Genomic DNA, 19,612 nt, shown 5'->3' with positions numbered 1-19,612 from the left:
CTGACTGGTTCTCGGGCATAACAATAGAGACTAATGACGGGTAATTTTAGGCGCGGGAAAGTTTAAGACGAACAGATTTAGGGGGTAGGCACAGTAAATGGGCTGTAAGGTGCTTGCCTCAACGCGTGCCGGACGGAATCCCGGGATGGTTCAGGAACGAAAGGAAATAGTTTCTCAATAGTGCGGAAAGTTTCAAGCCCTGCAGCATAGGCCATAGGACCCAAAGGTGTTCCTGAAACCATGTGATGAAAAATCCAGGTGTGTCTCATGCGGGCTACTGAAGGATACGACTTCCTCCAGGGTTGATGGTGCCGTTTGATGTAGTTCGAGACCCAATTTTTGTTGTGCCCATCTCTTCCGGGGCCAACTACCCAGGCGGAGGAGTCGCGGTGCTCTAGGACTTGAGATAACAAGGGTTCCCATTGGTAAAGCAACGGAACATCTCGCCTTGCTCCCTCACGTTTTATGTGAACGATGTATCCGTATTCATCCTGTTCAATGTCTTGGGCGCGTAAGTCGAGGAGATCGGGTGTGCTTAAACCTGCACCGAGGCAGAGGGCAAGGATTCCTGCAAGGTTGATCCGTGTATGTTGGTGGTTCTGGTGTATGGCCCAGTCTCTCAGGTCCATGACTTCTGCTGAGTTATATGGTGCTGAAGGCTGGTCTTTCGAGAGGGGTTTAAGGCGCGTTACTTTCTGGGGGTGAGGCGTGATTGCTTCGGACATGCGAATGAGTAGCGACCGGCGGGTGACCTTGGTGTTGTTGGTGAGATGGTTACATTGGTGTTCTATAAAAGTGGCAATGACATCTCGATGAAAAATGGCAGGAAGGTCTGAGGGGAGGCAAGCTATTTCCGTGGCCCAGTATATGAGGGATGAGGCGGTATTCATGAGGTCACGAATTTTATAGTTGGAGTGGTGTGCCCGGTAGCGTGTGACTGCTTCGATAGTCATTTCTCTGATATTTACCCATTGCTGTGGGGGTATCCGGGCGGGGGTGTACGCGGTGATGGCTTGTTGTTCGTCAGTTTTCAAAGTGCTATCCAAAAGTTGCTGTAAGTAATTACTTACAGCATAGTGAGGGCAGTGGTATAAATTCAACCAAATGTCACTTATCCAACTAAACTTTGCAGGGTGGGAAGAAAACCAAGACTCAAACCTAAAGAGCTCACCAGCTCCTGGCCGAACATGCCCACCGATAATACCGCTGTGGAGATCGTTCGCATTTACGTTCTGAATCTGACAGAAGCTACCAGCGATATGTCCTTGCGAGAGGTGGCAGCGCTGACTGGTGTCGATCACATGACTATTAGAGCCATTCTCAAAGGCGAGACGTGGCCGGATGCGTTGACGATCGCTAAGACTGAGCGCGGGTTCAATCGGAGGCTCTGGTTGGGGCCGAGAGATTTGTCTTAAAGAATTCCTCGTGTGCGGTAGCAGATAAGTGTCCATGGGTTCATCAGAACATTTCCAACAGACGTTTCATAATTTTGACTACATGTTCAAAATGCAGAATGCATGCTGAACATGTATTCTCTTTTTGAGAAGTCAAGAATGCAGTCTACAATGCAGTCTCACTGTAAGTACGGGTTGACTGCATATAAGAAGTCAGGAAAAATCTGCCGTGCCAAGACAATTTCAACCCCGCGATGTCCTGGAAGTCCCAACTCAATTTGGCAAATTTATAGACGCAAATCTGATTCCAGTAACAGACAAACGTGTACCCGATTCTTCAATATGGGAAACCGCGGAATGGCAACACCAGTACATCGTTGAGTTAAGAATGATTTTGCACAGTAAGGGAATGAGTCAGATGGAACTTGCCAGGGGGCAAAAACGAGTCCAGGCAAAAGTATTCGATCAATACCTTAGAGGGGAGAGGTTCTTCCATCTTTCAGATTTGGCGTACATTGAAAAAACTATCGGTTTACGAGGATTGCATGTATATGACACCAATAGATAGAAGGATCCATGCTTGAACAAGCATGGATCCTTATGGTTCTAAATTTATTGATATTTAAATATGCTGAGGATTTAACCCAATCGCCTCAAGGTACTGAATTGGTTTACGACCCGTTGCAAGTTGGGTGCGAGCATCTTCTCTTGCTTCCCAAATCTGACGGTAGCCCTGTTTGATGCTGTGTTGCACTAGCGCTTGATCCTTCCTTCGTTTCTCGCGCCAGAAAAGTATGCAACCCACAATTATTCCTACTGGACCAAAGAAGAAAAAAGAGAAGGCCATGAAAGCTCCAATAAAAGCTATCAGTATCGCACCAAAGCCTTCTGCTCCGACTGTTGCTCCTATGAAACTTAGCAAAATGGTGGGGATAAGCCAGGTTGCTAATCCGGCGTAAAGCCAGAGAAAAGATTTTTTGAAAATAAACACGCCTGGATTTGCTGGCTCGGGGATGGGTGGTAGTGGTTCGTGATTGAGAATGAGATCTCGATCTTTTGCGCCGAGGTGCTGCGCCCATTGCTCTAATTGTTCGGTTTGTTTGTAGTCTTTGGCGGAGGTGAGAACTCCCAAGATGGAACCTGCGAGAAGGCCGTGGGTGATATTCATAGATTTCCTCAGGGATGGGTGAATAGCTTTAGCATGTACCTATTTAGGTATGTGCAAATAGTGTAACATCGCGCCTACTTAACCCAATGAAGGCGAAGAAAAACGAACCGACGCACTGGGAAGCCATTCGACGGACCATAGGCGCAAACATTAGAGAATTACGCCTTGAGAAACACTTATCTCAAGAGGCACTAGCAGAAAAAACGGGTCTCAGCAGAAATACTATTGTGCGAGCCGAATGGGGACGCATCAGCCTTACCGTCGAGCGTCTTGCTGATATTTCAACCGCCCTAGGTTATCCTCCATCGGAAATTCTAGAGAGATCGCCTCAAGAAATAGATTTTCAACCTATTAAATGGAGCGGCGGCAGATCAAAACTGGGCGAAGCGGAGCACTGAAACTACCTTGTTAAGGGAGCATGGGATAGTTTCCCGATTTGTCCGGAAATAATCCATAGCTCTTGCCTTAGCAAGCGCCCTCTGCAACTTGTGCAACGTGTAGTAATTAGCGATGCAGTCAGACGAACCTTCCGAGGATCTCGTATTCAAAGAGCTTGGACATATTAATATTTACGCGTAACAATTTGTCTTATTTTTTAGAGTTCCCAAGCTCAAAATTTTCATACTCGCTCTTCAAGACGGTTCTATTTTGCGCTGACTAGTCTAAACAATTTTCCCTCTTTCAAGAAGCATTTATTTTTGTGGAAAAGTTCCTTGAAAGGTTAGAAATAGAACAGAAATATTCCTGTTAATCAGTCAATACACTTGCTCAAATTGTTAGGGTAACTCTGTGCCCGTCCCCTAAGACGCGTACGAACGGTAACCACCTTGTTGAGATCGTCGCTAACGGCGATCTCAACGAGAAAACTTGCACCTTATAGAAAGAGCAACACACATGCCTATCAAAATTGACTACGCAGCCATGGAAACCGAAGCAACCAACCTGCAAACCGCAGCATCCGACTTCGAAACCTCCCTCTCCAACCTGCTGAACCGCATCAACAACCTCACCTCCCCTGACGGCGGATTCTCCACCGAGGTATCCAGTGGCGCTTTCGGCACCAACTACCAGGACTTCAACACCAAAGCACAGCAGCTCATCCCTTCGCTGCAGGCTTTCCAGCAGGACCTTAAGAACACTATCGAGCGTTTCAAGGCAGCTGACGGCGCATAAACTTCCTCTGCGCTCAGTCCTTTAAATCTCGCAAGGTTTAAAACAGTTGGTGAAGATGCAAAATACCCGCATCTTCACCAACTGATTCATCCTCACCACTCGCTCACCTCTTCACTCACGCACCTTCCGAAGGCATCCACACCCCTCATGAACCATACGCAGCTTGCGCCTGCCTCCTCATTCAAAAGATGCGCGGCATATTTGATTGACCTGCTGATTATTCTCATACCAGCAGGGGTATCTCTATGGTTTATTCAGGCGCATCTTTTCAAACCCCTGCCATTAGTAGGTTGGTTGACTCTTTCCGCCGTGGGGTTGATTACTCTTGCCTATACTCTGATTCTTGCAGCGCAAAACGCTTCCACCGGCCAAACAGTCGGCAAACGCTTACTTGGCATCCGCACACTACGAGCCGAATCATTGAAACCAGGCGATTTCTCCGATGCTTACGCCCGAGGGTTCTCTTTCTTCATAGGTTTACTCGGATTAGGCATCGCCCCCTTGCGAATGCTACTCAAGAACCGGAAACAACCGGAATCAGAATCCTGGCCTCACCGTTCAGGCAACACCCGCGTGCTTGATATCCGTTCAGGTAAAGACCCACTGAACGTAGAGAAAAAGTTCTATCCTGCCTATCCCGAAGAGTGGGCGGCTCCTTCTCCGGGTCCTTCTGCCATATATCCCCCTGTTGCCCCAGCCTGGTCTGCCGCTTACCAAGAACCACCCACGGTAAAACCGTTGACCGCTGCGCGCATGACAGAATCGAACCACCAAGAAGTAGCTAAAAAGCGCCGCCGAGCAGGGCACTGGAAAGCTGCGGGGCAGGGACTGCTGACCCTTCTCACCGCCGTAGGCACTATTGCCGCGGTGGTCTTTGCCGCTCATGCTCTGAACCCACAGATGCCCACTCCGCACGATGAACACGAAGTCCTCGCCTCATCGCTGTCCCAGAAGCTACCGATCAGTGGTTACAACGGACAGGGATTTCCTGGATACTCGACCGAGGCTGAATGGAAATACTCAGTGAGTCCTCAAGCAAAAGTATTTTCCACTTCGCAAAACGTCTTTAGCTTCGATAACCGCACGCTGAGCATCCTCTCTACAGAGACCGGTAAAGAGATGACGAAAGTTCCTCTCAAAGAATCTGTAGAAGTTTCAGCTCAAACTACTTATGGTGGGCAACCGGGAATCTATTGGTCTATTGGCGATACCGCCTATGGGTGGAAAAACTCCACCGGTAAAAAAGAGCCTTTTAGCGACAAGATTCCCGCCGGAGCGCAACCTTATGCGGCAGGATCTGAACTGCTTTTCGCTTCCAAGGATAAAGCGAAAGACCAATACAAGGCATGGCGTTTCACAGAAAAAGGTTTTCAAGAAATGACCGTGCCAGCAGGGTTTATCCCCGGGTCAGTCAGCGGAGAGAATCTACTCAGCTACACCTCTGCTGGAGACATCAAACTCACTGGTAAAGATGGGCAAGAAATCTCAGCTTATCCATTGAGCTCGCCCAAGGATTCCCTACCTTTTGCAGGGATTGTCTCTACAGGGGACCAACGAACGGTTGCGCTGTGGTCTCCTTATCCTGACAGTACTGCTGATTCCACCCCAGTAGTCATTGCTTTCTATGCCGCAGACACCGGTAACCTACTTTCTTACATCGAAACCACACGAGAGCGAATCAGCGCGTACCCCGAACTCACCTGGGGCCCTGACGGGACTACAGCGATGTACGCTGGATATCTTTTCGACGTCGAATCAGGCAAAGCAACCGTTGACCTCCTAGCTCAAGAGACAAAACCTATCTCAGTAATCGGGGAGGGCGCTTTGGGAGAGAGCACCTTAGGGAATGTGTATGTCACTTCTTCACAAGTAAGTTCTATCTCCGGGGTCAGCCCTCTACTAGCAAACCAGGATATGGCCATCGTCAAAACGCACTCCAACAGCATCGAAAAATACGCTAAATAATCACCCCGCACCGAAAATATTCTTAGAGGACACCATGACATCACACTCACGCCCCCGCTTCGTTATTAACACCGGCACCGCCTCCCTTGCTCTCTTACTGGCTGTGGGCGCACCGTCAGCTATGGCGGCTCCCTCCACTAGTGCTTCCCCCTCCGCAAGTACTTCTGCTAGCCCAAACGCTTCAGCATCCGAAACTGCTCAGCCCAGCCCAACACCGGCAAATGCAGCAGCTACTACCGCTACAAGTTCAACTACAGCAAGCGAAGCTCCAACGCCGAGCCCCGCTGCTGTTCCAAGCTCACCAACACCGACCTCTACCTTAGAGAAAGCATCAAAGGCACCTGCTAGCTCGGCAGCCGCTGCCTCACCATCGTCCTCTACCACTCCGGCCTCGCCCAGCGCTACACCGACTGTCTCATCCTCCACCCCTCAGCAGAACAAGACAAGTGCTCCCGTAGTACCGAGAAACTCTCCCACTCCAAGCCCTACTGCAGTATCGCCTGTGCAACTGGTAGCTGCTACTGCGGCCCGCCCCGGGCAAACATATCAGGGGGAAATTTCCGGTATCCCTGAAAAGCAACACATCGCCGTGAGTCTTATTTCTCCTAACGGAGCCAAGGAAGATGCTCTACCTTGTACGGTAGATGGTCAAACACCTTCAGTTACGTTCAAATGCGAGATCCCCCAGAACCAGAAAAACGGTAAATACGCCCTTCACATCGCTTTCCTTGATGAGCAGAATAAGCCGGTGCAAAACAACGGTCAGCCGGTGATTGATACCTCTCATACTGTTTACATTGCCGACGTGGATAAGGACTACAACCCGCAAATTCTTGCACAGTACCCGGTCACTGCCGCCGGTTATGTCATGCCTATCGCTGGTGGTGGGTACGAGCCAAATTCCACCGTGACTATCAGCGCGCTGAATGAAACCGGGCAGAAAATTCCTGGTGTTACTTTCACACCCTGGGTAGATAACGGCACGCCCAGCACCGATGATTTATCTGGAGCACAAGATACACTCACGGTGCAAACAGATGCGACTGGAGCTTTCAAAGCCTACGTCATCACCAGCCCCTATATGAGCAGTGCTTCGGTCAAAATTACGGCTGAAGATGCGAAGAATAAAATTTCTGTTGCAGATACTTTGGGGATCTTGGGTGAATCAGCTGCTGAATTGAGCACTTCGGTAGATTCCATTGTTGCCGGTGATAACCAAACAGTCAGTATTTCTGGTACAAAGTTCGCTCCCTCTTACGCTAATTATCCGGTTACTCTTCAACTGGTGCAGGATGGAAAAGTAATCACGGATGAGCCCATTGAACTATCTGGCCCATCTGGAGATAACTTGTGGAGCTCTTTTGACGCTGTTGCTTTGACCGATACCGCTTCCTTAGAAGCTGGTAGCTACACTTTGCAAGCAGTAGTACCGAACGATTCTAACGTTCCGGCCGAATTTAGGGGTCGCCTGCTGGCGCAAAAGGTTTTTACGGTGACTGCACCTGTGCTCACGCCACCTACCACCAGTACGCCTACTGATCCGGTCACCCCTCAGCCTTCACCGGTAGAGACTACCTCTGCACCAGTACCTGAGCCCACTTCCTCCCCTGTATCTGATCAGCCAGTGCCTACGGCAAGCGCGCAACCTACTGCTGATACCCCTGCAGAAACGAGTGAACCTGCTCAGCCATCTCCTACCGCCTCCGCTTCAGCAGCGAAACCTGTGGAAACAGCAGAGCCAGCACCAGAGAACAGTAGCGAACCGGCAGTTTTAGAACGCTCTAATACACCGGTGGTCAAAACTGTTCCTCTCATCAAGCAGGAGAAGAAACCTGAGGCTACTGAATCCGCCTTGGATCAGAACCCTACCTGGATCCAAGCGAGCTCTATCAAGGCTGAAGATCCTCGAGTGCAGAAAGAACCCAACCAGCAGCTCAAATCCAGCGTCTTGAATGCTCAGGGTTCTAAGAACGCTGAGGGGCGTTTTGATCCCACTAACGGTTCTTCCTTGCCGGGGGCAACAGATGCTGCCAATAATGCTTCTGCGGTAGTGAATCTTAATAAGTCTCTGCCGTGGTGGCCCATCCTTTTGCTCCTGGTAGTAGCCCTCATCATTGGAACCCTGACAGGTATGTTTATTTCCCGAACTGCAAAGAATCAAGACGGCGAGAGCTAGGTAATGCAGACTCGTTTATCGGTGGAAGAAACACCGCAAAAAGTCTCCCATCTTGTTATTGATGCCGACGAAGCTACTCCAGTGCAGTCAGTAGTTTCTGCGATATCCCGTGCAACAGGTGCTACTTCGTCGTTGCCTGGTGAAAGCCAGCGCACCTGGGGCGAGCTGGGAATAGTGGAGGGCTCCATTATTTCTGCTACTTCACGCAGCGATGAAACGGTGCCAACAGAACACAATGCAGACCATTCTGAAACTCTGCTGAGTCTAGTTTCTGGTGCTGGAGCAGGAACAATATGGTCCCTTGCCCCTGGAAAATTTACTGTGGGCTCCGATGCTTATTGCACCGTTGTCTTGGAAGATCCTCAGATTCCTGGGGTTGCTGCTCTTCTGACCGTGCAAGAAGACGGTTCTTGCCGTGTGGAGAATACCACCGAAACACCTGCGGTGTTTATGGAAGGTCAGGCGGTGACCGACTCGGTGGTATGGGAGCAGGGGCATTGCCTGCGTATTGGCGAGTACGTCTTTGAAATTATCACCCAGAGCCTTACGCAGGCATCTGTCTCTGCTTCAGAAAAAGGTGGGTTGCTTGACTTCAACCGCCCACCGCGTCTGATGCCTAAACCACGAGAGACAGATTTCAAATACCCGACTGAACCAGAGATGAGTTCTAAAGGGGCTCTGCCACTGATTGGTATGCTGGTGCCCCTGCTTCTTGCGGTAGTGCTGGCGATTGTTATGAAACGCCCCTATTTCTTGATTTTCGGGCTGATGTCGCCGGTGATGATGATGGCGAACTACTTCAGTAATCGCAAAAGTGGCAAAGTCACCTACCGGGAAAAGAAGGCCAAATACCGTAAGGTTCGGGCACAAGTTGAGGAAGATCTGCACCAGGCAGTGGTGGATTTCGCAAACGAGCGGCGCCTTTCTAGCCCCGACCCTGCTACCGCGGGTTTGATTGCTACGATGCCGAGTCCGCGGTTATGGGAGCGACGTCGTACTGACCCTGACCACCTCACCATCCGTATTGGCGTAGCTGAAGTCGAATCAGATGTGAGCCTGTACCGTCCTGAAGAAGTGGACCACCGTCGTACGCAGCAGGTACATGCCAAGGACGTGCCGGTTACGGTTTCCTTGCAGCAGTTCGGAGTCGTAGGTCTATGTGGGGAGTCAGATGTAGTACATCGCAGCGCGGGATGGATGGTAGCTCAACTGGCTATCACGCAAAGCCCGCGTGATATGGGCCTTGTCATTTTAACTGATGCTACTTCGCAGAAAGAGTGGGAGTGGGCGCGATGGCTTCCCCATGTTGCCAGTACCAAAGGCGCGGTTGCCGCTATTGGGAATGACACGCGTACGGTCGGGCAACGCCTAAACGAGCTAGTTCAGATGATTGAACAACGGCAGGAGATGGCGCAGTCTAAGGACACTGAGATTTTCCGCGCCATCGTGGTGGTCTTTGACGGGGCGCGTAAGTTGCGTCAGTGGCCTGGCGCTTCTCGCGTTCTGGCCGAAGGCCCTGGCGTGGGTATCTACGCGGTATGTATTGACAGTGAAGAGCGGTTCTTGCCAGAAGAGTCTCGGGCGATTATTTCTACACATCATGGTCTATGGACTCTCAAACGAGACCGGGAAGATTCTTTGGAGAAAGTCACTGCCGACCTACCAGCCTGGAATTGGTTTGAATGGGTTGCCCGCGCTGTCGCCCCTATCCGTGATGCCAGTGATGAATCAGATTCTGCTATCCCCACTAGCGCCCGTTTCCTCTCAACAGTGATGATGGAAGACCCCGAGGCGGACTTAGTGGCCCAGCGGTGGGCGCAAAGCCCGCGTTCTACTTCAGCGGTCATTGGTGAATCTTTTGATGGGGCTTTTGAGATTGATATCCGCAAGGACGGTCCACACGCGCTGATTGCAGGCACAACTGGTTCAGGTAAATCTGAGCTGTTGCAGACTCTCATTGCTTCGCTGGCCCTGGGTAACCGTCCTGATGAGCTGAACTTTGTACTCATTGACTATAAGGGCGGAGCGGCTTTTAAGGATTTTCTGAATCTGCCGCACACGGTTGGTATCGTGACCGACCTTGACGCTCATCTCGTCCAGCGTGCAATGGATTCTTTGGCTGCTGAGCTACGTCGTCGTGAGCACCTACTGGCTACAGTTGGGGCGAAAGATATCGAAGATTTCACCTCCGCCCGTGAGCGCGGTGAGACCGGTGATAAGATGCCGCGTCTGATGTTGGTCATTGATGAGTTCGCCGCGCTCAAGGCTGAGTTGCCGGAGTTCGTGGCGGGTATTGTCAATATCGCTCAGCGTGGTCGTTCGCTGGGTATTCATTTGGTGATGGCGACTCAGCGGCCTCAGGGTGCTATTACTGCTGATATTTTGGCGAACACTAACCTTCGTATTGCGCTGCGTATGGCGGATTCTGTAGAAAGTAAAGACGTGATCGGTACCTCTGATGCGGCGGAGATTTCTACTTCTACACCAGGGCGGGCGTATGTGAAGTCTGGTTCGAGTCCTTTGTTGCCGTTTCAGTCTTCTCGTATTGGTGGTGCTCGTCCTTCTTCTGTGACGGAGGTCGTGGCGGATCCGGTGGTGGATGTTGTTGCCTGGGAGGCAGTAGGGTACCCGCTCCCCAAGCGTGCCCAGGTTAAGGGCGCTGATTCTGCTGTGACGGATTTGCAGGTTCTTGTAGGCGCTATGGAGGCTGCTGCTACCCAGCTGGGTATTGAGCCCCAGCCCAGTCCGTGGCTGGATCCGGTGGCAGACATCGTCACCTTGGATCAGGTCACAGCGAAGCTACCTGTCTCATCTGCTGAGGATCTTCCGCGGATTCCCTTTGGGCTTCAGGATTTCCCAGCAGATCAAGACCAGCGGCCTGCTTGCTTGGACTTTGAGGAGCTTTCCCACCTCTTTATCGTGGGTTCTCCTCGTACTGGTCGGACGCAGGCGTTGCGTACTATTGCCGGTTCTATCGCGAGTTTTGTTTCTGCTAATGATGTGCACCTGTACGGGGTGGATTTTGGTAATGGTGGGTTGCAGGGTCTGCTTCAGTTACCGCATTGTAATACGGTGATTTCGCGTACTCAGGGTGCGTTGCTGACTCGTTTTATTTCTCAAATGGAGTCTGAGGTGGCTTCGCGTCGCGCCCAACTATCGGCGGCGGGTTTTGCTTCAGTCTCTGAGCAGCGTCGTAATGTGCCTGCTGACCAAAAGATCCCTCATATTGTCATTCTTTTTGACCAGTGGGAGGGGTTCCTCAACGGTATTGGCGATAACTGCCAAAGCAGTGTGGGGCAGGCGGTGCTGGGGTTGCTGCGTGAGGGTGCTTCGGCAGGTATTCACCTCATTATTGCCGGTGATCGTTCTTTGTTGTCTTCGCGCACTAATAGCCTGGTGGAGCATAAATACTTGCTGCGTCTGGCGGATCGGACGGATTATGCGATGGCTGGTCTGTCCCCGCGTGAGTTGCCGGAGAAGATCGGGTCGGGGCGTGCTTTTGAGTCTGCTACCTCTCGTGAGACTCAGTTTGCTGTGTTGGATGCTGATGTGTCGTCGCAGGCTCAGGTGCGGGCTTTGGGCGTTATCGGTGAGTCTGCAATCCAGGCGCAGGGGACGGTTGAGTTGGTGCATGTCCCGGCTGTTTTCAAGGATCTACCGGTGAAGGTTTCCTATCCTCAGGTTCTTTCTGCCGCTGGTGGTGCACGTGCGCTGGTGCCCTGGCGCCCTGTGCTGGGTATCGGGGGCCAGGATGTGGGGCCGGTTTCGGTGGATTTGATGGATATCCCGACTTTTATCGTGGGTGGTTCTACCCGGTCGGGTAAGTCTACTGCTTTGGTGGCTTTGACGCGGTCGTGCTTGGATGCGGGGGTGCCGGTGGTGTTGATGACTCCGTTGCGTTCGCCGTTGCGTGAGCTTGCTGCTCATCCGTCTGTGGTTGCCTCGTATGCTGGTGCTGATATTACTGCTGAGGTGGTGCGTGAGGTGCTGGCGATGGAAAACATTTTGCTGGTGGTTGATGATGCTTCGGCGATCACGGATTACCCCGTCACTGATGAGTTCAAGAAAATTGGTGCTGCCTTGAACAACAACGGTTTACGGGTGATTGCTGCTGATGGTTTGGATGAGTTGGATCGGGTGGGTGCTTTGTCGTGGATGAATGAGTTGGTCAAGCGTCGTCATGGTGCCCTGTTGGATCCGGCCTCTATTTTTAGTGGTAAGCCTTTTGGGTTGGCCTTGAATCAGGAGATTTTGGGCCAGGTGCGTCCGGTGGGGCGTGCTTTGGTGAATGTTGGTGATGGCCGGGTGACGTTGGTTCAGGTGGCGTCTGGTGGAGAGGTTTTCTGATGCGTTTTTCTAAGTTGTATATGGTGCTGGGTTTAACCGGTGCTACGGCGCTGGGTATATCTGGTTGCGGTGCAGGTACTGAGATAGTGAGTGCTTCTGAGTTGGAGTCTGCTGGTGTTTCAGCGGTGAAAGCTCAGACTGGTGAGGATTCTCAGATGGATTGCGGCGCAGCGGAGGTGAAGGTTGAGGTGGGTGCTTCAGCTACTTGTGAGGTGGTTGTGGGCGAGGAGGAATCTGCTCGTTCTGCGCAGGTGCGGGTTGCTTCAGTGTCGGAGGATGGGTATGCGGTGGATGTGGTGTTGGATCCTGCTCTTGAATCGCAGGTTCCTGCTGTTTCGGGTGAGGAGGTACAGACCATGGTCAGTAATGAGTTGAAGTCTGTCACTCATGCTGATCCGTCGGTGGTTTGTGGTGATTCTTTGCCTCGGCAGGTGGGTGCTAGCACGGCGTGCCAGGTGAAGTTTGTGGGGGAGGATGAGCCTCGTTCTGCTGTGGCGGTGGTGAAGAGTGTTTCTGATCAGGGCGTGCCGTCGTTAGATGTGAAGCTTTCTCCGTCGGTGGCGGATGAGCCGTTGTCGGATAGTCGGGGGTCGGTGGCTGGTGTGGTTGCTTCTGCCCTGGAGGATCAGCTGGGTGAGAGGCCGAAGGTTGATTGTGGCGGTGGGTTTGTGGTGTTGAGGGAGGGGCAGGCGTTGTCGTGTTCGGTTTCTTCTGTTTCGGGTGAGGTGTTGGGGGAGGCACAGGTTGTGTTGCGTGATGTTGTGGGTGGTTCGTATGCGGTGGACGTCGCATTAGAACAACCCGCTGGTAGCAGCGTGGAACAAGATAAATAGGGAAAAAGATCATGGTGAAATCAACTCTAGGCTCCTACAGCCAATCAACGCCATCAGCCCTATCGGTAGGCGATTATCCTAGCGATTGGTCACTTTTCGACACAGGAGACCCTGCCCCTGGAAACCCTTTCGCCTGGGGAACCATCCACTCTATGTGGCAGGACAAAGCTCAAGCTCTCGATGCTGCCCTAGCCTCTTTTCATGCTACCGGTCAGCTCGTAGGTGAGGGTTACAAGGTTCGTTACTTGAACGAGTCCTTGGGTATGGGCTCGGAATATACGTCTAAGGTTCAAGCTGAGCTGATGCGGATGGGTTAGGTCGCACAGGAGTGGGCAAGGAAACTTATCGATGTTCAATCCAGGGCGAAAGAGGCTCATCGTCTTGCTACCCAGGCGCAAGAGCAGGTCACGGAGTTTTCTGCGAAAGTGGCTGGTCTTTCTGCTGATTTAGAGCTGATGAAGAAGGGGGCAGAGCGTGCGGATGCTCAGAAAAGCATTGATGGGTTTAGGGGTCAGTTGGGGGATGCTCAGCAGGTTTTAGAGCAGCAGCGGCAGATGGTGCGTGATCTTGCTAGTGAGTACCGGGTAGCGGCTGATGCTCTTAGAGGCGAGTATGTTTTGGTCTCTGGCGGGGATCTTGCTTCTTGGGTGCGTGCGAATCATAGTCATGTTTCTTTTGCCTTGAGGAGCGCTTCGGGTGGTTCTTTGTTTGATGGTTCGGCCGAAGCTATGCAGGGGAATCCTCCGGTGTCGAGTGAGGAGTTGTTGCTGCTTTCGCAGAAGGCTGCTGATGATCCTGAAGCTTTGAAGGTGTACTTGCAGAAGTTGGCTTTGCTCTCTCCTGCTGAGCTTGCTGATTTTGCGGGTCAGTATCCTGATGTGGCGCATCTTCCGGTGCCTGTCTCAAATGATGGTGTGGGTAATGCTCAGGTAGTGCGGGATTGGTGGAATGCGGATGGGGCTCAGGAGTTTGGTCTGTCCTCGGAGCAGCGTGAGGTGCTCATTGCTCAGTTGCCTGGTTTTGTGGGGAATTTGGAGGGTGTGCGGTATGCCGATCGGGATCGGGCTAATCGGGTGTTGTTGGATTTTTATGTGGGTCATCCTGAGTTGACGTCGGAGTATGCGAAGGCGGCGTTGGAGCGTATCCGGTCTGTGTTGGCGAAAGAAGAAAAAGGTGTTCCTCGTTCTTTGATTAATCTTGATCTGACGAATATGGATATCTCAACTTATGATGCGGGGATGGGCAATGTTCTTCCTAATGACATGGTTGCCACGGATGATGTGTTGACCAGTATTGCTTTGGGGGATTTAGATGGAGCTGAGGCAGTTACTATTACCAATCCTGGGATGAAGAGCCATCCGTACGATAATTTGAATCCTGATGGTGCGGATATGGACGGCATGGCTCAGCAGATTTATAACGATCAAAATGATATTTACCGTCTAGATAAAAATGTTATGAACCATGCGGTAATTATTAACCTTAACTACGTGACACCCCAGGGGGCAGATGTACTTGGCATGGGGGATGCTAATAGAGCAGCAGAGAGGAACGCTAACTCTATTGATGCGCTGAACGTTCTGGGTAATAATCTTTCGTTTGAGGATAAGAATCGGAAGATTTATATGTGGAACCATTCTTATGGTTCGACCACGGCGGGGCAGACTATTCAGAAGGTAGGTTCTCCGGTGGAGGCTTACTATAACGTCGCTGGTGCTGGGTGGGGTTATGAGTATTTTGAGAATCCGGATGCAGCTGACTTGGAGTATCTGGCTAAGGACACTCAGGGCCGTCCGCAAATGTATTCAACTTTGGCGAATGCGGATAATACTGCTCGTTGGGGTGAAACAGGTAGCGGACGGTTTGATCCTCGGGCGTTGAAGAATAGTTTTGAGATTTCCTCTGAGGCTTCGAAGGATGGCCGTTTTGCTGCTGCTGAGGGGCATATCGATTTTCCGCAAGATGGGGTGGGGTATAACACTCAGAGCTCGAATTCTTATCGTAGCGGGATTTTAATTACTACGGGTCAGACTCAGAAGATAAATCCCGATGAAATTGTATTTAATCCCTCGCCCCCTCAGCCATCCTTAGATTTTATATGGGGGAAAAAGTAATGAAGATGTCGAATTATCGAAAAGTTTTGGTGGCTCTGATCCCGGTGGTGTTGTTGGCCTCGGGTTGTTCTGGGGTCGTTGAGGAGAAGAAGATGGAAGACTCTGAGCGTTATATTAAGGCGCCGGTGCAGGATGTGGTGGATGAATGGATGACTGCTCGTAATGGCACGATTAAAGCTGCTGGTAATGAAGCGTTTTACTATGATGATGCTGAAACATCCGCTGTGGATTCTGCTAGTACGGATATGCGGTATGACCTACCGGGGCAGATGTGTACTGCAGGGGAAGAAGGCTACTCTGCCTATGCGACTCTTCATGTTTCGACAAAAGTTGTGGAAGAACCTGGGGTTGATCTAGATGCGGAGGTGGAGAAAGTAGCTGATTTTTGGAGGTCTCAAGGGTGGACCGATATTCGGCAGGGAGCTGAAGGCGCGGGCGAGCGACGGATTTTTGTGACGACTCCGCTAGGTACAACGATTACTTACGCTGTGATGACTAGTGACGGGCGGGTTTTATTAAATCTGCAGATGAAGTCTTTGTGTGCTGCTGAGTTCGATAATCTTTCCCCCAAATATCTTGGTGATTTTGAGGAGCGTTTCTCGAGCCCACCGAACACAACGCCCTCCGCGGCATCTTCGAAGGGCAACTAGACTATGTCCCTTGAAATTCACTACGACCAGATCCAAAACGCTATCGACACGTTCAACACTGGTCGTACTTCTTTTGAACAAGCTCATTCTTCCCCAGTAACTCATGCTGAGAACACCTCTGATGCGTTAAATGATGCTCACCAAGCAGCGCTAGGGGAACTAGATAGGCTACTCGGTTCTGCAGTGACCAATTTTTCTCAGATGGGTCTCTCAGCGCAAGCTGTTTTTGACGGGTTTAAAACAGCCGACGCAGCCGGATCATAGCGCTACTCCCCTCGCCTCACTATTTCCCTTTTTCTATTCACTGCGCACCTCAGCTCACCCTGAGGAGAAAACGAGACTACCTCTGATGACCTCCCTCAAACTTTCCTCTGAAGACTTCAACTCCTGGAAAACCAGCGCCCAGGACGCCTTACGAGCCCTGGAATCCCTCGGCGGGGCACCCAGCGGTGACTACGGTGAGGCCACCGGTACTATCACCGGGGAAAACAGTACCTGGTCAACCCGTGTAGAAACCACCCACCAAGAAGTCAGCACCCTCAAAGAAGCCATCACCACGGTGCAAACTAACATGAAAGATGCTGATCAGGCAGGAGGTAAATAAATGAGCGGAGAAAACTGGGGAGCTCTCGGCGGTGAACAATTTAAAGGGGATCCGCAAGCTTTCCAAACTCTGTCCACGTATTGGGGTGATGTCTCGAAAGCTTTTGACCCTATCAAGAAACCAGAAACAGATGCCCTGGGAGTCTCAGCGAGAAATTTCGATTCTGCCCTGGGGGAGATGGAGTCGGCTTTTAGCAAAGCTAAAGAGGCTGCAGAAGCTTTGGAGAAGCTGTGTAAGGGGTGGGCTGATCAGCTTCAGCAGTTTCAGGATTCAGCGGGGAAGCTTGCGCGAAAAGCTGGAGATGCTCAACAGAGTATTGATTCTCACCGTAGGACACTTGAGGGTCTGAGTAAGGACGATAAAAAAGGTGATAAGTCTGCTGGTCAAGAAAAATCTCTGCGGGAGGGTCTTGCCGATGGCGAATCTGATTTGAGGGCAGCTCGGTTTGATTTTGAGCAGCTCAAGGTCAGTCATGATCAGTTGGAGAAATCTTTCCAAGGCTCGTATGTGGCGCCTGAGTTTTCTTCGGTCACCGCGCAGACGACTTCTCATAGTTCCTTGGGGAGGAGGTTCGCTGCTTGTATTGGGCAGATTGAGCAGGGGCACCCTGAGTTGGGGTCGGTTCTGGAGTTTACGCGTTCGATGCTTCCTTTTGAAGATGATGGGAGTATCAAGTCTTCTTTCTTCTATAACGATTTATTGTTTGCTCATATTGGTGGGGTGGAGAAAGCTCTTTCGTCGTTCCGGTTGGGTTTGGGGCCTGGTTCTGGTGCGGGTTCCTCGAAGATGTTTGCGAAGTTGACGGGTTTTGAGGGAGATGTGTATTTCCCGAACCCTTTGAAGGAGAAGCTGAAGCTGACCTCTGGTTTTATTGGATCCAAACTTCACACGATGGATTTGGAGGGGGCCTTCAAGAACGCTCTGGATGGCAATATGCGCAATCTTGATGAGGCGACGAAGTCGTTAGTGGGTAGTACTGATGAGTTAGCTGCGGGGATGGCATCTTCTGTGCGGGGGATGTTCCCGAAGTATTCTTTGCCTATTGATGCGGTGAGCAAGAGTTTTGACCGGTTGGGTGAGTCGAAGAACGTGATTGCTACTAATGCCAAGGTTCTTTCGGAGAGTGCCGATGGTGCGGTGGGGGCTTTTGCGAAGCACCTGCCGATGGTCGGGAAACTCAGTAAGAGGATCCCGGTGATTGGTAATGCCATTAGCGGTGTATCAAACTATTCCGAATATTACGATGAGGATAAGCACGCTTCCTCGTCAGAGGGGGAAAAGCGTGCTCGTGCTGCTGGAGCTAGTTTTGCTACTACTGGTGCGGGAGTAGCCGGTGGTGCTGCTGCTGGTGCTGCTACGGGGGCTGTGTTGGGTTCAGTGGTTCCTGGTTTGGGTACGGCTGTTGGCGGTGTGGTCGGTGGTATTGCTGGTGGCATTATTGGCGGCTGGGCAGGCGAAGAAGGAGCCAAAAAATTGAATTTTGATGACGGGATGGCTGACGTCTTTGGGAACGTTTACAACGGAATAAAAGGATAAATACATCGTGGGAACCTTTGAAATTACTCCAGCATATCTTGGCTGGATGGTCCTTATCATTATCAGCCTCGGAGGCTGGGCGCTCCTAGGTGCCGGTAAAAACCGCACCTACGCACTGACGAAAGACCCCTACTGGATGGACTTTTATCTCTTTCATCTAGGATGTACTGGTCTATTCTTCTTGGGTACATTTATTGGTTCTCTGTTGATGAAGTACCTAGGAGATCAAAATCTGCTTGCCTTACTCGTGAGCCTACCGGCGATTGCGGCTGCCGCATGGCTTATCATCAACTGGGTCATCATCTTCTTCTCCCCAGCCCCCTGGATTGGCCCCCGCCCACGTTGGTGGCGCGAAACCCACCACACCCTCTACGCCTGGACCCGCCACAAAAAACACCACCACATTCACGCCGCCCGACTCTACAGACTCCACACCCGCTCAGCCCCACCAATAGAGCCCATCACCAACATCCGAAAAACCAACCAGCCCTTCGTCACCGAACTCACCGCCTTCACCAACACGCAGACCAGTTTCCAGATGTATCAGGATCAGATCCCCTCCAATCACACCCACCGGTACACTCTGCGCGGAACGATTACTGGGCCTTTTACGTTCACCGGGGAGATCCCTGAAAAATACCTCTGTGCCGAAGACCTCTCTTACCGGAAGTCTATGTATTTCCCGGCCGAGCCGAATCTGGAGCAGACTCGTACGCGCACGGTGGAGTTGTTTGTGGATTTGCATCGGCTCAGTTTTGTGCAGGTTGCGGGTGAGGATTATGTGCGTCGGCATAGTTGGGTGGTTTCTTTTGCCAATGTTTCTTCTGCTGATGTGAAACTGCAGCGCCTGGATTCGGGGCAGTTGCAGATTACTGTGGGTGAGCCTGATTCTGTTTCGGGTCAGTCGTTTGTGTTTGTCTCGGATCAGGGTTGGTGGACGCGCCTGAAGGCTAAGCCTGCCAGGTTAGTGAAGGCTTTGGAATCGAAGCGGTGGTTGCCGGTGACGGCTGGGTCTTTGGTGCGGAAGAATTTCGCCGGGGAACAGGGGCCGGTGGAGGGTTCTGTGGTGCCTGAGCATGGCCAGGGGGAGTATTTTTCTGGCCAGTAACCCTCGGTGACGTGGCGAGAGTTCTGTAGTGATGTGGAGAAAGGGATGGTTATGCAGATGAGGACGTATGTGGAACCCACGAGCGGGGTAAAACTTACAGTTCCTGAGCACTGGGTAGTGGATGTAGGGGCTAATGAGTCTGTTGCTGTGGTTGCTCAGGCAACAGAGGAGTATCTGGCGGGAGTAAACGTGGTGGTCACGGTGGAGGCTCCGCCGGAAGAGCTGCAGGATTTACAGGCTTATACTGCCACCCAAGTGGAGTCCCTGCGGCAGAGGTTCGCAAAGCAAAACTTCGTGCTCTTAGGTGAGCGTGAGTATTTCACGGAAACCGAAGAAGTTTCCTTGGTGGTGCATTCGAGGGTGCAGAACAAGGCTGTGTTGGCGTGTTTTCAGCTTTTTACCCTGGTGGGTGAGGTTGCTACTGCGGTGACGGTAACGGTTCCTTTGGCTTTAGCGGATACCGGGTTTTCGTTGAGTACTCATATTATTCAAACGTTTTCTCCTGCTACTAGGCTGTACCACTTCCCTTTCTATGAGGATTGAT

Annotated in this window: 18 protein-coding genes; 16 read left to right on the top strand and 2 right to left on the bottom strand. The window is 51.4% G+C overall.

What is annotated here, in order from left to right; genetic code table 11:
• Positions 1-77: 77 nt before the first annotated feature.
• Positions 78-953: a hypothetical protein gene (locus IDM48_RS10975; RefSeq protein ID WP_190617458.1), complete on the bottom strand. Its 876-nt coding sequence runs from the start codon at positions 951-953 to the stop codon at positions 78-80.
• 234 nt (positions 954-1,187) lie between these two features.
• Here IDM48_RS10975 and IDM48_RS10970 point away from each other — a divergent pair, with 234 nt between their 5' ends.
• The gene (locus tag IDM48_RS10970; protein WP_202939886.1) at positions 1,188-1,415 is read left to right on the top strand and encodes a helix-turn-helix domain-containing protein; all 228 of its coding nucleotides are present in this window, start codon (positions 1,188-1,190) and stop codon (positions 1,413-1,415) included.
• Between the two features lie 208 nt (positions 1,416-1,623).
• On the top strand, positions 1,624-1,962 hold the full coding sequence (locus IDM48_RS10965) for a hypothetical protein (RefSeq protein ID WP_202939885.1): 339 nt from the start codon (positions 1,624-1,626) through the stop codon (positions 1,960-1,962).
• 54 nt (positions 1,963-2,016) lie between these two features.
• Here the strand turns inward: IDM48_RS10965 and IDM48_RS10960 are convergent, their stop codons facing one another.
• Entirely contained in the window at positions 2,017-2,526 is a 510-nt protein-coding gene (locus IDM48_RS10960; protein ID WP_202939884.1) for a hypothetical protein, read from the bottom strand.
• A gap of 122 nt (positions 2,527-2,648) precedes the next feature.
• On the opposite strand from IDM48_RS10960, the gene IDM48_RS11770 reads away from it, so the two are divergent.
• The 14 genes from IDM48_RS11770 to IDM48_RS10890 all read left to right on the top strand — a co-directional run bounded on the left by IDM48_RS11770 (position 2,649) and on the right by IDM48_RS10890 (position 19,611).
• Positions 2,649-2,960: a helix-turn-helix domain-containing protein gene (locus IDM48_RS11770; protein ID WP_190617452.1), complete on the top strand. Its 312-nt coding sequence runs from the start codon at positions 2,649-2,651 to the stop codon at positions 2,958-2,960.
• Positions 2,961-3,456: 496 nt separating this feature from the next.
• On the top strand, positions 3,457-3,735 hold the full coding sequence (locus IDM48_RS10950; protein WP_143592410.1) for a WXG100 family type VII secretion target: 279 nt from the start codon (positions 3,457-3,459) through the stop codon (positions 3,733-3,735).
• 147 nt (positions 3,736-3,882) lie between these two features.
• Positions 3,883-5,700 (top strand): RDD family protein, encoded by a 1,818-nt coding sequence (locus tag IDM48_RS10945; RefSeq protein ID WP_190617450.1) that lies wholly within the window; start codon positions 3,883-3,885, stop codon positions 5,698-5,700.
• A gap of 34 nt (positions 5,701-5,734) precedes the next feature.
• Positions 5,735-7,876 (top strand): hypothetical protein, encoded by a 2,142-nt coding sequence (locus IDM48_RS10940; protein ID WP_190617448.1) that lies wholly within the window; start codon positions 5,735-5,737, stop codon positions 7,874-7,876.
• 3 nt (positions 7,877-7,879) lie between these two features.
• Positions 7,880-12,223, top strand: coding sequence for an FtsK/SpoIIIE domain-containing protein (locus IDM48_RS10935; RefSeq protein WP_190617446.1), 4,344 nt, complete (start codon positions 7,880-7,882; stop codon positions 12,221-12,223).
• A complete protein-coding gene (locus tag IDM48_RS10930) occupies positions 12,223-13,056 on the top strand; it encodes a hypothetical protein (RefSeq protein ID WP_190617445.1) in 834 nt (277 codons plus the stop codon). The genes IDM48_RS10935 and IDM48_RS10930 overlap by 1 nt, the downstream gene beginning before the upstream one ends.
• A gap of 11 nt (positions 13,057-13,067) precedes the next feature.
• Entirely contained in the window at positions 13,068-13,373 is a 306-nt protein-coding gene (locus tag IDM48_RS10925) for a hypothetical protein (RefSeq protein ID WP_190617443.1), read from the top strand.
• Positions 13,374-13,481: 108 nt separating this feature from the next.
• Complete coding sequence (locus IDM48_RS10920) at positions 13,482-15,170, top strand: alpha/beta hydrolase (protein WP_190617442.1); 1,689 nt, start codon at positions 13,482-13,484, stop codon at positions 15,168-15,170.
• A 5-nt stretch (positions 15,171-15,175) separates the two neighbouring features.
• Positions 15,176-15,820 (top strand): hypothetical protein, encoded by a 645-nt coding sequence (locus IDM48_RS10915; protein WP_202939883.1) that lies wholly within the window; start codon positions 15,176-15,178, stop codon positions 15,818-15,820.
• A gap of 3 nt (positions 15,821-15,823) precedes the next feature.
• Complete coding sequence (locus IDM48_RS10910) at positions 15,824-16,084, top strand: hypothetical protein (protein WP_190617440.1); 261 nt, start codon at positions 15,824-15,826, stop codon at positions 16,082-16,084.
• 85 nt (positions 16,085-16,169) lie between these two features.
• Positions 16,170-16,424, top strand: coding sequence for a hypothetical protein (locus IDM48_RS10905; protein WP_190617438.1), 255 nt, complete (start codon positions 16,170-16,172; stop codon positions 16,422-16,424).
• On the top strand, positions 16,425-17,960 hold the full coding sequence (locus IDM48_RS10900; protein WP_190617436.1) for a hypothetical protein: 1,536 nt from the start codon (positions 16,425-16,427) through the stop codon (positions 17,958-17,960).
• A 7-nt stretch (positions 17,961-17,967) separates the two neighbouring features.
• Positions 17,968-19,068: a hypothetical protein gene (locus IDM48_RS10895; protein ID WP_190617435.1), complete on the top strand. Its 1,101-nt coding sequence runs from the start codon at positions 17,968-17,970 to the stop codon at positions 19,066-19,068.
• A 45-nt stretch (positions 19,069-19,113) separates the two neighbouring features.
• Positions 19,114-19,611 carry a hypothetical protein gene (locus IDM48_RS10890; RefSeq protein ID WP_190617397.1) on the top strand — a complete coding sequence of 166 codons (498 nt, stop codon included), beginning with the start codon at positions 19,114-19,116 and terminating at the stop codon, positions 19,609-19,611.
• The last annotated feature ends 1 nt before the right edge of the window (position 19,612 follow it).

The sequence above is a fragment of the Rothia amarae genome, assembly GCF_014705945.2.
GTDB classification, from domain to species: domain Bacteria; phylum Actinomycetota; class Actinomycetes; order Actinomycetales; family Micrococcaceae; genus Rothia; species Rothia amarae.
This window is presented reverse-complemented; position numbering and strand designations above follow the sequence as displayed.

What these genes read in the sequence shown, in the direction of transcription:
- IDM48_RS10975 (WP_190617458.1), bottom strand. Translation starts at nt 953, where the DNA reads ATGACTATCGAAGCAGTCACACGCTACCGGGCACACCACTCCAACTAT.
- IDM48_RS10970 (WP_202939886.1), top strand. Translation starts at nt 1,188, where the DNA reads ATGCCCACCGATAATACCGCTGTGGAGATCGTTCGCATTTACGTTCTG.
- IDM48_RS11770 (WP_190617452.1), top strand. Translation starts at nt 2,649, where the DNA reads ATGAAGGCGAAGAAAAACGAACCGACGCACTGGGAAGCCATTCGACGG.
- IDM48_RS10950 (WP_143592410.1), top strand. Translation starts at nt 3,457, where the DNA reads ATGCCTATCAAAATTGACTACGCAGCCATGGAAACCGAAGCAACCAAC.
- IDM48_RS10945 (WP_190617450.1), top strand. Translation starts at nt 3,883, where the DNA reads ATGAACCATACGCAGCTTGCGCCTGCCTCCTCATTCAAAAGATGCGCG.
- IDM48_RS10940 (WP_190617448.1), top strand. Translation starts at nt 5,735, where the DNA reads ATGACATCACACTCACGCCCCCGCTTCGTTATTAACACCGGCACCGCC.
- IDM48_RS10935 (WP_190617446.1), top strand. Translation starts at nt 7,880, where the DNA reads ATGCAGACTCGTTTATCGGTGGAAGAAACACCGCAAAAAGTCTCCCAT.
- IDM48_RS10930 (WP_190617445.1), top strand. Translation starts at nt 12,223, where the DNA reads ATGCGTTTTTCTAAGTTGTATATGGTGCTGGGTTTAACCGGTGCTACG.
- IDM48_RS10925 (WP_190617443.1), top strand. Translation starts at nt 13,068, where the DNA reads ATGGTGAAATCAACTCTAGGCTCCTACAGCCAATCAACGCCATCAGCC.
- IDM48_RS10915 (WP_202939883.1), top strand. Translation starts at nt 15,176, where the DNA reads ATGTCGAATTATCGAAAAGTTTTGGTGGCTCTGATCCCGGTGGTGTTG.
- IDM48_RS10910 (WP_190617440.1), top strand. Translation starts at nt 15,824, where the DNA reads ATGTCCCTTGAAATTCACTACGACCAGATCCAAAACGCTATCGACACG.
- IDM48_RS10905 (WP_190617438.1), top strand. Translation starts at nt 16,170, where the DNA reads ATGACCTCCCTCAAACTTTCCTCTGAAGACTTCAACTCCTGGAAAACC.
- IDM48_RS10900 (WP_190617436.1), top strand. Translation starts at nt 16,425, where the DNA reads ATGAGCGGAGAAAACTGGGGAGCTCTCGGCGGTGAACAATTTAAAGGG.
- IDM48_RS10890 (WP_190617397.1), top strand. Translation starts at nt 19,114, where the DNA reads ATGGTTATGCAGATGAGGACGTATGTGGAACCCACGAGCGGGGTAAAA.